The 14,009-nt window shown below is 37.9% G+C and carries 13 protein-coding genes; 1 reads left to right on the top strand and 12 read right to left on the bottom strand.

Going from position 1 to position 14,009, the window contains the following annotated elements:
• The 11 genes from FJR37_RS22830 to FJR37_RS22785 all read right to left on the bottom strand — a co-directional run.
• The coding region (locus FJR37_RS22830; RefSeq protein ID WP_168467203.1) for an MBL fold metallo-hydrolase at positions 1 to 1,495 on the bottom strand (1,495 nt) is incomplete at its 3' end.
• A 104-nt stretch (positions 1,496 to 1,599) separates the two neighbouring features.
• A complete protein-coding gene (locus tag FJR37_RS27495; protein ID WP_035083073.1) occupies positions 1,600 to 1,722 on the bottom strand; it encodes a membrane protein in 123 nt (40 codons plus the stop codon).
• Positions 1,723 to 1,846: 124 nt separating this feature from the next.
• Entirely contained in the window at positions 1,847 to 2,410 is a 564-nt protein-coding gene (locus FJR37_RS22825) for a hypothetical protein (RefSeq protein WP_039204209.1), read from the bottom strand.
• 114 nt (positions 2,411 to 2,524) lie between these two features.
• Complete coding sequence (locus tag FJR37_RS22820) at positions 2,525 to 3,667, bottom strand: hypothetical protein (RefSeq protein ID WP_152608960.1); 1,143 nt, start codon at positions 3,665 to 3,667, stop codon at positions 2,525 to 2,527.
• A gap of 7 nt (positions 3,668 to 3,674) precedes the next feature.
• Positions 3,675 to 4,889 carry a hypothetical protein gene (locus FJR37_RS22815; protein ID WP_254434642.1) on the bottom strand — a complete coding sequence of 405 codons (1,215 nt, stop codon included), beginning with the start codon at positions 4,887 to 4,889 and terminating at the stop codon, positions 3,675 to 3,677.
• Positions 4,890 to 5,042: 153 nt separating this feature from the next.
• Complete coding sequence (gene ureG / locus FJR37_RS22810) at positions 5,043 to 5,639, bottom strand: urease accessory protein UreG (RefSeq protein WP_039204195.1); 597 nt, start codon at positions 5,637 to 5,639, stop codon at positions 5,043 to 5,045.
• A 5-nt stretch (positions 5,640 to 5,644) separates the two neighbouring features.
• Positions 5,645 to 6,331, bottom strand: coding sequence for an urease accessory protein UreF (locus tag FJR37_RS22805; RefSeq protein WP_039204197.1), 687 nt, complete (start codon positions 6,329 to 6,331; stop codon positions 5,645 to 5,647).
• A complete protein-coding gene (gene ureE, locus FJR37_RS22800; RefSeq protein WP_027403889.1) occupies positions 6,309 to 6,749 on the bottom strand; it encodes an urease accessory protein UreE in 441 nt (146 codons plus the stop codon). The genes FJR37_RS22805 and ureE overlap by 23 nt, the downstream gene beginning before the upstream one ends.
• Before the next feature lie 137 nt (positions 6,750 to 6,886).
• Entirely contained in the window at positions 6,887 to 7,273 is a 387-nt protein-coding gene (locus FJR37_RS22795) for a DUF2267 domain-containing protein (RefSeq protein ID WP_027403890.1), read from the bottom strand.
• Between the two features lie 351 nt (positions 7,274 to 7,624).
• A complete protein-coding gene (locus FJR37_RS22790) occupies positions 7,625 to 10,396 on the bottom strand; it encodes an efflux RND transporter permease subunit (RefSeq protein ID WP_168467202.1) in 2,772 nt (923 codons plus the stop codon).
• A gap of 150 nt (positions 10,397 to 10,546) precedes the next feature.
• On the bottom strand, positions 10,547 to 10,873 hold the full coding sequence (locus FJR37_RS22785) for a XisI protein (RefSeq protein ID WP_168467201.1): 327 nt from the start codon (positions 10,871 to 10,873) through the stop codon (positions 10,547 to 10,549).
• 218 nt (positions 10,874 to 11,091) lie between these two features.
• Here FJR37_RS22785 and FJR37_RS22780 point away from each other — a divergent pair, with 218 nt between their 5' ends.
• Positions 11,092 to 11,769: a phosphorylase gene (locus tag FJR37_RS22780; protein ID WP_168467200.1), complete on the top strand. Its 678-nt coding sequence runs from the start codon at positions 11,092 to 11,094 to the stop codon at positions 11,767 to 11,769.
• 92 nt (positions 11,770 to 11,861) lie between these two features.
• On the opposite strand, the gene FJR37_RS22775 is transcribed toward FJR37_RS22780, so the two are convergent.
• Positions 11,862 to 14,009 (bottom strand): DUF4114 domain-containing protein (locus FJR37_RS22775; protein ID WP_168467199.1); only part of this gene is annotated, 2,148 nt, incomplete at its 5' end.

Here is a 14,009-nt window from a genome sequence, read left to right as displayed (position 1 = left end):
TTACAAGTTCTCGTGGGGATAACCCCCGCAATACCAGGTCTTCGCCCTGCCAACGCGCTTCTATTAAACCCGTGTCAGCGAATTGTCTCCAGCGGGGGTCTGCTGTTACTGTATCAGGGAGAGTGATGGTAATAACAGTACCTAATTCCGTCAACTCTCCCTCATAATTAGTTTCTGGGGCGGCAGGTTGTAAAAATGTTTCCCCAATTGGTAATTCTACTAGAGTTCCGGCTGCTGGTGAGTGGACATGATAGCGGTTTTGTAGCTCTTCTAAGCAAGTTAAATCTGCTAGATAGCTGGGAGAACCATGCACAAAAATAACGTGCTGGGGTCGTAAATTATGAATTAGCTGGGTTGTTCCTGGTCCATCACTATGTTGCGCTAAAAGATAACTTTCAAATTTCGTTGGTGCTAAATATTCTGGGTTAACGGGAAGATCAATTTTTTCCGGTAAAAGAATCAACCAATTGCCTGTGTTATATTGGCAGTATTTACGTAAATCTGCGGAAGAGTCCGTGAGAACAATACAAGGAGATGTCCCTAAAGTGGCTAGATTTTCCGGCTTTAATCTTCTTACACGAGGCTTTACCCGTTCATCCCAAAATAAAGGTTGGTGTCGGGCAAAATTCTGGACAGCGGCGGGGAGATGGGGTAAAAGTTCTAAGTAGGCATCGCAACCAGCAGCTACAGCACCATCAACCCAAATATCTAAATCTCGACCTGTAAAGTGGTGATGGGAACGTAACAGCATGAGTAATTCTTGACCTAATCCTAATGCTGGGGTTGGTAAAATTATTGAATTGTTTTTCTCTGTGCCACTAGAACTAATGGCGCGATGAATCCTTTCTGCTAGTTGATTTTCTTGGTTACGACGATGGGTATGACGGGATGTACCATAACTACCTTCAATTAATAGCACGTCTAAATTTAAACCCCGGAGTTCATCTAGTCGCAACCCTTCGACTAAACGGGAGTTGGATAGGAAAAAATCACCTGTGTAAAGTAATTTATAATCACGGTTGGGGGTGTGGTAAGTGAGGAGAATCGCCACAGCACCGGGTAAATGACCTGCGGGAAATAATTCTACTATTAAATTTTCTCTGATTTCTACAGGCGATCGCAATGGTAATGCCTGACAAAATGAGAGAATTCCTGGTAGTTCTTCATCTGGCCAATTTAGCGGTAATAACTTCGTTGTTACCTCACTAGCATAAATAGGTAATAGGGGAAAAGCTTGATGTAGTGTTAATAAGCCTCTGGCATGATCTGGATGAGCATGACTAATTAGGACTAAATCCGCTGGTATCCCATGATGTGCCGATTGAGTCATTTCCTGCGCTACAGGGGAAATATTTGTCAAACCGAAATCTAACATGATCCGGTGTGGTCCCATCCTGACCAGTAGACACACCCCTTCATCTTGATGCTGAACACTATAGGGAAAGCATTCCAACTCGTTAGCTGTTGTTCCAGCATCAATTGATATATTATTCATTATTTGCTCCTCCCCTCCATCAAACTATTGGCTGAGAAAGTTGGCTTTTAGCAATATTCCTCTGCAAAGTTCAAAGAAGTGGGAATCCTAAGTTGTCACTCTTGTTAATGTGCAGAACCATTACCATGATAATTATCGGAATCATAAAAGCCATTTTTCGTACCAAAGAATAAGCACGAAACCGTAAATATAACAGTTAAACCCACTAAAATTAGTTTGATATCCATTGATTTTATTCCCTTAACTTCGGACTTTTTGATCTTAATATCGTGTTTTTGCATTTGGGCAAAATCACTAGAAAATCTTTACCATGCTTGGGTTATTGTAAATATAGCACGTTCAACCCCAGCATTACAGGGCAATCTCTTCTCCACGCTCAGTAAAGCGGACATCTTTAATTTTCCACTGAGAATTACTAATTAATGTTTTGCGGACACTACTAAACAATGCAAACTGTTCACAACTAGAAAGAGAAGATACTTGTCTTTTTGAATCTGGTGCGACTCGTAAGTCAACAATCGCAACACCATTTTTTACATTAACGCGATAACCAGATACGCTGAAATCTGCTGTATTTTGTTCTTTGAATATTTTACCTATGGCCTCATTCATGGGTTCTGCTGCGGAAACGTCAGTTTTTTGAGGAATTAGCTCTTGACATTGGGCATCACTTGTGTATACGGTGACGTTTGTAGTTTTCCCAGAGATAGCTTTGGTATTAGAATTAGCGGTATATGGTTCAACTACGGGGGTTGGAGACTTTTGTACTTTTCTTTGGGGACTGGGGTTAATCTTGCTATTTGGTGTTGTTTCTGGAGTTGGGTTATTAGCAGTATTGTTAGAATCACAACTGCTAATAACAGTGCAGGATACAACTAAAAATAATGATAAAATAGCTTGTTTGTAATTATACATATAGTAATTCCGTTGGATTTTTACAAGAAAATTCATATCAATATTTGTCAGTTAAGGAGGAAAATTCCATATTTTTCATAAGTTCTGAGAAAGATTATAACATTTTCAAAATCTTTAATCCTGTAAATTATCTCGACTTCGCTCGATAACCACCTGATTCTGACAATTATCATTAAACTCATCCTTGTATTGATTATAGCAATATTCAATAACTAACAAACACGCTCTGATTAACTTATCCCAATTCTTATCATCTATTGATATTGGTTCTGTTGCTGGTCGAAAATGAACAATAGAATTACGAATTTTATAAATAAACTCTCCTAAATTACCTTTTGAGTTACCATCAAGATCATTTTTAATTTCCTTCAAAAGATTAATAGCATATTCGGGTTCACTATCTATAAGTTTATTAATAGCTTCCTTTTCTTTTGGTCGCCAATCAGTATAATTTTCTATATTAGCAGAAAAGTTAAGTAAAGAATCTTTAATTCCTAAATTTTGATAAAATTCTTGCCAAAATGAAATTGAGAATAGTCTTTCTATACACCGATAAACATCAAGAAATGAATGTTTCCAACTAACTGATACTAAGCTAAATAGTAAATTCTCAAAAGTATCAAGTTGCATCATTTCTACACATTCAATAAACAACCTTTCAAAAACAACAAGAGTTTCTTCCCTAAAATTTAAAGAAATAATTTGCCTCTGTTGAATAATATAAAATGCTGATAAATTTACAGTATGAATTTGAATTACATCAGATTTAACTTTAATAAATGGACATTCATCATTAATTTGATAAACAAAAACTGGCTCAAAGAAATGATTTATCTGACTAAATTCATATCTGATAAGTTCTTCATTTTCGGGAGGATAAAAAATATCTTGTGCTATTTGATAAGCATCAGCAGTTTGTTTAACAGAAACTTTTAACTCAAATAACAGTGCTGTAAGCATTCCTCCATTTAGCTTAATTTCTTCTATTATTTCTTGTTCGATTTCTAATTTATGTTGCCAACCAATAGCCACAAAGTAATTTTTATGATCAAACTCAAAAGTTGCAGTTCTGAAATAAGGTAAAATTGATTGTTGATTTGTAATTTTTAGTTTTTTTAACCATTGTTGATCATCTTCATTCGTTTGAATACAACGTTTATGATCCCTAAAAATAGACACTTCAATATTTTGATTTTCTACAAAACTAGCTAATAAATCAAATATATGTTTATTAGCTTCTTTCATGTTTCTAGACATAATTATCTCAATATAATGCTCTCCAGCATTGTGTCATATTATCAATATTAAATTTTTCAGAAATTAATAAATTAAAAGCCTGTAGAAAAAACTCTCTTTCAAAGAAATTTTTTCTACCTGGTTTTTTACTAATTAATTCATTTAATGTTGGAAAATCTAAAAAATTACCTATTTCATCATTACTCAGGTTCTCTATTTTTGTTAAAAGTACATCGGTTTTGTTTTTGATATCTTGCCATTTTTGGTTTTGCTCTTCTGGTTTATAATCATTGCCAGGTCTACCTAATATAGAAAAAGCCAGCGCAGTCACAAATCCAATACAAGCTGATTGACTACTAAATAAATCCTTACCTTCCTGAAAATATCCTTCTATGTCTCCATTTCGATATCGAGATATTGCTTGATCAAATTTATACAAATAAAACATTACTTCATAAAAAATATTAGCAAAATTAGGATTTGATATTGAGCCTATAAAATCTAGTTTTATAAACTCCTCTGCTACTTTTTCCGCAATATCTATTTTCACCTTTTTAGCTCCAAATACTAAAAATAATTCAATGATATCATCAGATTGAAATTGTCCTGGACTTGAACGTTTATTTTTGTGATTTTTGTCTGTGAGTGTTATTATTTCAATTTCAGAAAATTTTTCTTTAAGTTCTTTAATTATTCCTTGAAAAACTGTTTCAATTTGTCTTCTTATCTCCCAAGGAGCTTGTCCTGTATTCAAAACTAACATTCTATAAATTAAGCTATTTATTTGTGAAGCAATCCAAAACTCTACACGAATTTTATGATTGCAAATATTGGCATTATCTTTTAAAGCTACACTTAAAGCTTTAGTTCGTTGCATACCATCAATAATAGATATACTATCTTCAGGTATTTTGTTAATAAATTCTAAAAAAGCATTATTGTCTTCTAATTGTTCAATAATGGCAAAATTATCCTGGGGAATAATCACCCCTATAACTATTGGTGGTAATACTGCTCCAGCTTCTATATCTTGAATCATCCTCTTGCGTATACGTATAGCAGTATTTGTTTTTAAAGTATCTCTTTGTCCTTCTAAACCTCCTCTATTTTCAAAGGCACTTTTTACCATTTTTAGATATTCTTCTACTTGGAACTGTGTCATCACAGAGTAACAATTTACTCTTGTATCTTTGATTTTATCAATATTTTTACTCATAACCATGAATGAGATATTATTTACCATATTTTTAGTTTATCCTTGAATCGGTTGCTTGTGTATGATCAGGAAATTAAAAATTAATAGCATTTTTAGAATGCTATACAAATATAGCACATATTTTTGAAAATGTATTACCTTCTATAAATCCTGATATGTCCACGCCACGCTATGAAACAATTAACAAATAGCTGCATTCACAAACTGAATCACATCTCCTAAACCAGTTTGAGTTTTCAGATTTGTAAAAATAAAAGGCTTATCACCGCGCATTTTTTTCGCATCTCTGTCCATGACATTCAAATCAGCACCCACATAGGGAGCAAGATCAGTTTTATTAATAACTAATAAATCAGATTTAGTAATACCTGGACCACCTTTGCGGGGAATTTTATCACCAGCAGCCACATCAATGACATAAATGGTTAAATCTACTAATTCAGGACTAAAAGTAGCCGCTAAATTATCTCCACCACTTTCTAAAAAGACTAAATCTAAATTGGTAAATTTCTCTTCTAATTGTTCAATTGCTGCTAAATTCATGGAAGCATCTTCACGGATAGCAGTATGGGGACAACCACCTGTTTCTACACCCAAAATGCGATCGCTTGACAAAGCCTGAGAACGCACTAAAAACTGAGCATCCTCTTGAGTATAGATATCATTTGTCACCACAGCTAACTGATATTTTTCCCGTAAACCCTTGCACAAAGCATCTACCAAAGCCGTTTTTCCCGAACCTACGGGACCCGCAACGCCTACTCTTAAAGCCGTCATAATTTTTAACTCCTAAACAATCTAGTATATTGGGTTTCGTGCTGCATACTCGCTAAAGACAAACCCCAATTACAACATCCTAAATCATCATCTGCCATTGTCAAAATTTCCCCCACAGTAGTAGTTAATAAAGGTTGTAAACACAGTAATAACTGTTGTCCCGCAGTTTGTCCCAAAGGAATAATTTTAATACCAGCAGTAATTAAATTATTCGCCCAACTGTGTAAATAAGCTAATAAAGCAGCTTGAATATTGATATCCCAATGAGCGCAAGCTATAGCAAATGCGATCGCATAATTGCTAGGATAACCCACAGCATTCACCACAGGTAAAATATCCGGTTCTAGCTTCCCCAATAATTGCATCAGAGAACGTCCCATTTGCCAACTAGCAGCCCGTAATTCCTCCGTATCCCTCGCCGCTGATAGCCATAAATTCCACCGCTTTAAAGCCGACCTATCACCTGATTGGATAGCATGAAAACCCCTCACCATTACCGCCGCATCTAGGCGAATTGAGCCATAAATTAACTCAGATTTTAGCCAATCTCGGAGATTTTCAATATTAGTAATAGTCCCATTTTCTACTAACATTTCCAACCCTTCTGAATAGCCATAAGCACCAACAGGTAAAGCTGGACTTGCTAATTGTAAAATCGCCAAAAAATGGCTATGTGTGAGAGTGATTTCCATAAGCCCCTAATTCTGGTTGAAAAGGTACAACTTCCTCTTTAATTTCTAATCCCAATTGTGTCAACATAGCAGCTAAAACCGTATCTGGAGATAAGCGTAAATAAGTGGGAGTAATTTCCACAGATACATGACGATTTCCTAAATGATACGCAGCCCTTAATAATAAAGGAATTTCTGCTAATACAGTTAAAACTGGTTCAGGTTTAGCAATAATTCTCATATTCATACTTTCATTTTCATTTATGAGAATATCGCCATCATTTAATACTGTACCTCTAGCCAAACGCAAAAAAACTTCCTTACCATTTGCTAATGTAAATTTATGGCGGCTACGAGTTCGTTCTTCCGCAGTCAGTGAAAGAGTGAAAGTAACTATAGTATCATCATTAGGTGGTTGACGTTGAGTAAAAGTCAGCATAATTCCTGAAATTAACTTTAATTTTGATGATTCTGTATCTATAGTAATTCATTTTCAATATTTAGTAAACAAAAATATACCCGACTTCTTAGAGAAATCGAGTATTTTCAAATTTTCCCTTTACAAATCTCTTTTAACTAAGCGAGTGAGATGGTAAATAATTCCTCATAATCATGAGAGAAATAGTTATAAAATTTGCGGAAATTTTCGGGAGAAACAGCAAGTTGTACAACAGCAAAAACAGCCCGCACATGAATAGCAGCTATCGTGGGTTCTACCTTTTCTTTGTCACTGATACATTTAATAAATTCTTGTAAATTCAAAGATTGAATAGGTTCTGTTTCACCTCCATACAAATATTCTCTCAATTCCTGGGGTATTTGTGCTGCTAATTCTTCTCTTTCATCACTAGGAATAATTTTTTTAATACTTTCAAAAGTAGCACGAGTAGCAACTTCTGCTTCTTCACGAAATTCCGATTGAGCTAAACTTTGAACATGGGTTATAAACTCGGTATATTCCATTTTTTTATCTCCAGTATTCAAATCAATAATTTGTCTTATCAATCAAACAATTATGAGTGAGAGAAGTCCTAAACATGATGACTGATTACCTCCAACTTATAATTTAATATTTAAAACTAAAGGTGGCTTTGGCAATAGTAAGTGTATTCTAGGCTTTAACGATTCACTTAACTTCATCCCCAAGAGTTAGATATAGCTATATCTGACGATAGATATATTAGTGAAATATCCCCAATTTGTTCAAGAAGTTAGGGATATTAAGAATTAAAAGTTTTCTACTGAAACAGTGCGTCAAACTTGTTAATTCATCATCTAATTATTAAATTAACTTTTGACGCACCCTACGAGTTTTTATTGTTTTATCTTCTTTCTAGGAAACCAATCATCTAAAATGGCGTAAAATACGGGGACAACAAACAAGCTGAGAATAGTAGAACTGACCAAACCACCGGCTATAGATACAGCCATAGGCGATCGCAATTCTGAACCCGCACCTAAACCCAAAGCAATGGGAACCATCCCCAAAATTGTCGCCGCAGTTGTCATCATAATGGGACGCAACCGGACAGGTCCAGCTTTGAGAATTGCCTCAGTTCTTTCTAGTCCAGAATCTCTTAACTGATTAATGTAATCTACAATTAAGATGGCATTTTTGTTAGTAATCCCCAGCAAAAATACAAAACCAATTAGAGATATCATCCCAAAATCACTTTTTGTAAATAGCAGTGCCAACAACGCCCCCACGATTGCTAAAGGTAAAGAAAGACCAATAACTATGGGGTCTACCCAACTTTTAAATAACCAAATTAACACCACAATAATACAAAGTGCTGATAACCCCAAAGTCGTGCTGAAACTGCCAAAAACCTCATTTTGACGGGCAGAATCTCCCCCTAAATTCAAAGAAACACCCGCAGGTATAACTGCTTTAGCTTCTGCTACCACCTGATCAGTCGCATCACCCAAAGTTAAATTTTGACCCAGGTTAGCGCCGATATAAGCTACCCGCTGATTATTCAAACGTTCAATGTGGAAAATAGTATCTTGTTGCACAGATGCACCTGTAATAGTCACATCCACAAACCCTGATATTTTCTCAATTCGGGCTTTTACGGCTTTAGCCGCCGTCGTTAAGGCTTGAAGATCATTACCTTGTAAGGCTATTTGCAGAGGTTTTTGTCCACCTGTGTCTACAAACTGAATATCTTCTACACTTGTAGTTACACCCGCCAATTTTGGCAAAGCAGCGCGGAGTTGGTCTTGTACTTCTGCCGTTTTCACTTCTGAGTCTGTTTTCAGCTTAACGTACAGCGTTCCTTTATTTGGCTCACCTTCACGAGAACCGACAGTAGTAAACACAGTTGCTACTGCGGGAGACTTCCTCACTACTTCTTCCAGTTTCTTAGCAACATCCAAAGAATCGTTTAAAGGATTAGGAATGGGAATAGAAGATGATGAAGCAGCTAAAGCCGCAGCAGACAAAGACGAATTTCCTAATTTATCTTGTTGTCCCGTTTGTCCTGCCTGTCCTCCTGGTTGTCCTAGTCCTTCTGTCCTTCCTTGTGCAAGATCCCCAGGAAGACTAGGTAAAGGAGCAGTATAGACAATATTAAATTCTCCTCGATCAAGTTTGGGAATAAATCCTTTGGGAATTAGGGGAATTAGGGCTAAACCAGCTATTAAACTACCCACTGCCAAGCCAACAACTATCAAGCGGTGCTGCAATGACCAGGCTAACAAGTTACGGTAAGCCTGATCAAATTCTAACCAAATTTTACGTTGCTTTTGGGGAGAATTGGATGGTTTCGCTTTGAGCCAGTAAATAGCTAAGACTGGTGATAAGGTTCGGGCGACTAACATGGATGTGAGCATGGCAGCGGAAACTGTAATCCCAAAGGGTTTGAAAAATTGACCAATGACTCCACCCATTAAACCGATAGGCAAAAATACCGCTACCGCTGTCAAAGTGGCTGCGGTGACAGTTAAACCAATTTCATTGGTGGCTATGAGGGCCGCTTCGCGGGGGGTTTTTCCTGCTTCTATATGCCGCATGATGTTTTCGACATCAACGATCGCATCATCTACTATTGAACCAATGACTAAAGCTAAGGCTAACAGGGTGATGGTTTCTAGGTTAAAGCCATATATCGCCATGACGATAAATGTTCCTAACAAAGATATGGGAATGGCTAAGGCAGAAATCAGCGTAGCTCGCCAATTCCATAAAAAGGGGAAGATGACAACTACTGAGAGGATAATGGCTTCAAGCAGTGCATCTATGGTGGAATGGGTGGCGTTGTGAATATATTCAGCTTGGGTAGCAGCTAAGGTGAGGGTGACATCTTTTAAGCTCAACCTTAGCTGTTGTACTTCTTTTTCTACCCGACTGACTACTTCTAGGGTATTGGCATCACCTTTTTTAATTACTTGAAAGGCTAAAGCCTGTTTACCATTGAATCTGACTAAGGTTCCAGATGAGGGTAATAAAACATTCCTTTTTTCCTCCTGAGTGCTGGGCGGGGAAACCCCGCCCCTACGTTCTTGACTCCTGCTGTTGCCATCTCCTAAGAGAGAGACTTTGAGGACTCCTGGTAATTTAGCGATCGCTGGGACAATTTTCTCTTTTGCTAGTTGCTGTAAATTATCAATCTTCCCAGTAGCACTTTCAATGGCATAGCTAACAGCCGCTGATTCGTTCAGATTCAAAGGGATGATTTTTTTAGTGGCATTCTTGGGTAAATTTAATTGATTGACGATTTGAGAAATTTCGTTGGTCGCAGTTTCTAAATTTGTCCCCACCACAAAAGAGGAAATTACAGCAGTTTGACCAGGATAAGTTGATGAACGAATATCCTCAAGTCCTGTCAGTGATTTGAGACTTGCCTCCAGGGGTTTAGTTAATTTTTCTTCCGTATCTAGGGCAGAGGTTAAGGGTGCTTGAGCATTTACCACCACTACCGGAAAGGTGATGTCTGGAAATAAAGCATATTTGAGGGAACTGAATGCAAGCACACCAGCTACCGCTATACCTATCCAGAAACACACTGTCAACCAAGAAAACTTAATCGCTAATTTGGAAATATTGAAGCTTTCCCGTGTAGATTGTGTATTGGTCTGTACCATCTGATAAAATTATTTGAGTCCTTGGTGATTAGTTGTCAGTCTTTTGATCACTGACAACTGACAGGTTAGTATAGAACTTCTAGGGTGAAAATGGTGGGAGAGGTTTAGTCATAGTAAACCTTAATTCTTTCGTTCCTTGTTCAAAGTATTCTAAGCAACACCATAATCTGTATATGGACGCTTGTAGGGCGGATGCAACCCCAACACAATATCTTCTTTGGGAACACCCATTTTTACTAACTCCTCAGCAGGATTTTGGTCTGTCAAATTCTGTTGTAGCCAAATTTTGCCATTTTTAATATCAAAGTGCATGACACTACGATAAACTCGATGTAGTTCTTGCCAACCGACATTCATCCATTGGTAATGATCCCTTTGGGTATCAAAAATCAGTTGTAGTTCTTCTTCATCATCATCTTTGGCGTAATTAGTTAACAAAGTTTGAATATATTCTCGATATTTAGCTATTTTATCCATTTAAAATTGGCAGACACGGATAACATTAAATCGTTGTATCCTTAGTATTCTATACTATTTGTAGTCAAAGGAAAATAGGGCGTTGCTGAATCGAGGTGTGAAATTTCCAAATTGAACCTTTAAAAATTTTACCTTTGCGTCTTTGCGCCTTTGCGTGAGACTAAAATTCATACCCTTAATCAGCAACGCCGAAAATAGTTTCTAAATTTCTCATTCTCATGTCAACTTTGATCTTAGTCCCCCAGGGAGCAGAATATCAAGCCGTCTGTCGCGGATTAAGTCGCGTCCCCAATTCTCAAACCAAGGTATTAGCGATACCAATGGGAATCGAACCAGTGCGGAAATATTTACAACAGTTCACCCATAATCAAGCAAATCGGATGCTGATGATGGGTTTGTGCGGTAGCTTGAGCCAAAAATATCAAATTGGAGATATTGTTTTATATCAAAATTGTCTTTATCAAGGAAATCTGCAAGAAGGCGATAATTCCTTTACCACAGATATACATAATCAACTTGGGGATCGTGTATCTTTAGTCAAAGGGTTAACAAGCGATCGCCTCTTATATAAAGCCACACAAAAACGCGAGTTACATGAACAATCCGGTGCTGACGTTGTAGATATGGAAGGATACGCTTTTCTCGAATTTTTCCAGCAACCATCTGACGCAGTTTCTCCACCAGTACAAGTAGCCATCCTGCGAGTAGTTAGCGATGATGCTCACCATGACATCCCCAATATCACATCAGCAATTGGTGCAGATGGCTCATTACAACCTTTACCCTTAGCTTGGGAATTAATCCGTCAACCCCCAGCAGCAACTCGATTAATTACGGGTTCATTGAAAGGACTCAAAGCTTTAACAACAGTTACACAACTATTGTTTACGGCTTAAGGCAAGAATGTCCAATAGACCCATAAGATCCCCGACTTCTTAGAGAAGTCGGGGATCTAAACAGAATTTAAACCGGAGAAATATCTTTTAAGCTAAACTACTGGTGCCAAATTGACTTTAACAATCACATCATTAAAGTCTTTATCTCCACCACCACGTAAATCCTCAAAGCCAAAGGTATTATCACCTAACATCCGCACATGATCTACACCATCTGAGTTAGCCCCCATGAAGACGAAGTAAATATCTGGGTTATTATTAGGATTTCTATCAAGTAGGGCATCAAGTGTACCATTAGCCACAAGAAATGGTACATATATAGCACCACCTTGAAGGGTAGTATTGAAACCTGCTGTTCCGCCGTTATTCACGTTCAAACTAACATCAGAAACACGACCATTTAGAGCCGCTTGCACATAACCATCCTGTCCTGGGAGGATATCAGCGATACCATCACCACTAGTATCAATACCGCCATTCCCATCAGTTACGCGATAGAAACCAACGAAATTGTTGTAACTTGCTTCTCGGTAAACAGTAAAATCAGCGGTTACTGCACTAGTAATACCCCGTAAATCCAGCGATTCGCCTTGTGGTTTACTTTGCAAAGCTGTACCCAAAGGCATAGATTTATCATTTGCTTGAATCTGGACTTGCAAATCGTCGAATCCACTTGGATTACCAGAACCATCTTCCCAATTTAGAGAGAAACTATTAGACCCCAAGTCTGTAATTTTTACAGTAGAAGGGTTGGCAAAGAGAACATTGCCAATGGGTGTGTTCTTATTCAGTACAGAATCGGTTGAACCATCTTTTACTAAATAGAATCTCAAATTGTCATTGGAGTTAAACTCTAATAACCTACCGAGGCTAGTGAGATCAAATCCAGCAGGAAGATTAGTAATAGTAGAGAAAATTATCTGACCTTTTGCTAATGCTTTTTCTGCATAACCAGGTTCACCTGGAACAATTCCATCTATTTTACCAGACGCATCATCAACAGTAAATACTCCTATTTCATAGAAACCATTAAAATTGAATCCTGTCAATTTTACTTCTAGTGTCACTTTGCCGTCGTTATCTTTGATATTGAAGACATTATCACTAATTAGTGAGAGGAAATCGTTAACGTTAACAGTTTCCGTGTCAGTGCCAGTGTCAGTGCCAGTGTCAGTGCCAGTGTCAGTTCCCGTATCAGTTCCCGTGTCAGTTCCCGTGTCAGTTCCCGTATCAGTGCCAGTGTCGGTTCCCGTGTCGGTTCCCGTGTCGGTTCCCGTGTCGGTTCCCGTGTCAGTTTCCGTGTCAGTGCCAGTATCAGTGCCAGTATCAGTGCCAGTGTCGGTTCCCGTGTCGGTTCCCGTGTCAGTATCAGTGCCAGTGCCAAGCCGCACATAGACTTTCCCTGATCCAGGTGCGCCAATAATTAAATCGTTAACACCGTCACCATCAAAATCTCCATTACTGATCGAGCTACCTAACTTATCACCTATAGAAGCACCGTCAATTATAAAGCCATTTTGACTGTCGGGACTTTCGAGACTTGAGAGTTCAAAGGTAGGTGCAAAGTCTTCCTCTGTGCCATAAATGACGTAGACTTGTCCAACATTATTATTAGCATTTTTTGCCCCAATGATGATGTCATCAATGTCATCATCGTTAATATTCCCAGCACCACTGACATACCAATCGGAGTTATCAAGGGTTGAAATACCATTGATGGTAAAGCCATTGCTACCATCAAGGTCAGAAAGATTGATGCTAGAACCAAAATCTTGTTTGCCAAAGACCACATAGCCTTTGCCTTTCGCACCAATAATCAAGTCTCCGATGCGGTCACCGTTGATATCCCCAGCTTTGCTAACAGAGAGTCCTGATTGATCACCATCTTGTCCATTGATGACAAAGCCATCGCTGCTACTGAGGTTGTAAATGTTAATATCATCGCTAAAGGGGTTGTCATTGCTACGCCCATAAATGACATAACTGCTGCCAGAATTGTTACCATTGGGATTCGCATAGGGCGCACCAATGATGAGGTCATCAATTCCATCACCGTTGATATCCCCAGCGTCACTGACAGAATAACCTAAGCTATTGTTGTCATCACTTGGGTTATCCGGGTTATAGCTGTAGATAATCAAACCGTCATCAAGCCCAAAGTTTGGGTCGTCGAGGTTTAGGGTTGAGTCAAAATTCTCTTTCCCAAAGATGGCATAGCTTTCACCTATAGTCCCTGATCC

Source organism: Aphanizomenon sp. UHCC 0183, assembly GCF_009712065.1.
Taxonomy (GTDB): domain Bacteria; phylum Cyanobacteriota; class Cyanobacteriia; order Cyanobacteriales; family Nostocaceae; genus Dolichospermum; species Dolichospermum heterosporum.
This window is presented reverse-complemented; position numbering and strand designations above follow the sequence as displayed.

Coding starts and splice junctions, on each gene's coding strand:
- FJR37_RS27495 (WP_035083073.1), bottom strand. CDS start 1,722: ATGGATATCAAACTAATTTTAGTGGGTTTAACTGTTATATTTACGGTT.
- FJR37_RS22820 (WP_152608960.1), bottom strand. CDS start 3,667: ATGTCTAGAAACATGAAAGAAGCTAATAAACATATATTTGATTTATTA.
- FJR37_RS22785 (WP_168467201.1), bottom strand. CDS start 10,873: ATGGATAAAATAGCTAAATATCGAGAATATATTCAAACTTTGTTAACT.
- ureE (WP_027403889.1), bottom strand. CDS start 6,749: ATGCTGACTTTTACTCAACGTCAACCACCTAATGATGATACTATAGTT.
- FJR37_RS22825 (WP_039204209.1), bottom strand. CDS start 2,410: ATGTATAATTACAAACAAGCTATTTTATCATTATTTTTAGTTGTATCC.
- FJR37_RS22780 (WP_168467200.1), top strand. CDS start 11,092: ATGTCAACTTTGATCTTAGTCCCCCAGGGAGCAGAATATCAAGCCGTC.
- FJR37_RS22815 (WP_254434642.1), bottom strand. CDS start 4,889: ATGGTAAATAATATCTCATTCATGGTTATGAGTAAAAATATTGATAAA.
- ureG (WP_039204195.1), bottom strand. CDS start 5,639: ATGACGGCTTTAAGAGTAGGCGTTGCGGGTCCCGTAGGTTCGGGAAAA.
- FJR37_RS22795 (WP_027403890.1), bottom strand. CDS start 7,273: ATGGAATATACCGAGTTTATAACCCATGTTCAAAGTTTAGCTCAATCG.
- FJR37_RS22790 (WP_168467202.1), bottom strand. CDS start 10,396: ATGGTACAGACCAATACACAATCTACACGGGAAAGCTTCAATATTTCC.
- FJR37_RS22805 (WP_039204197.1), bottom strand. CDS start 6,331: ATGGAAATCACTCTCACACATAGCCATTTTTTGGCGATTTTACAATTA.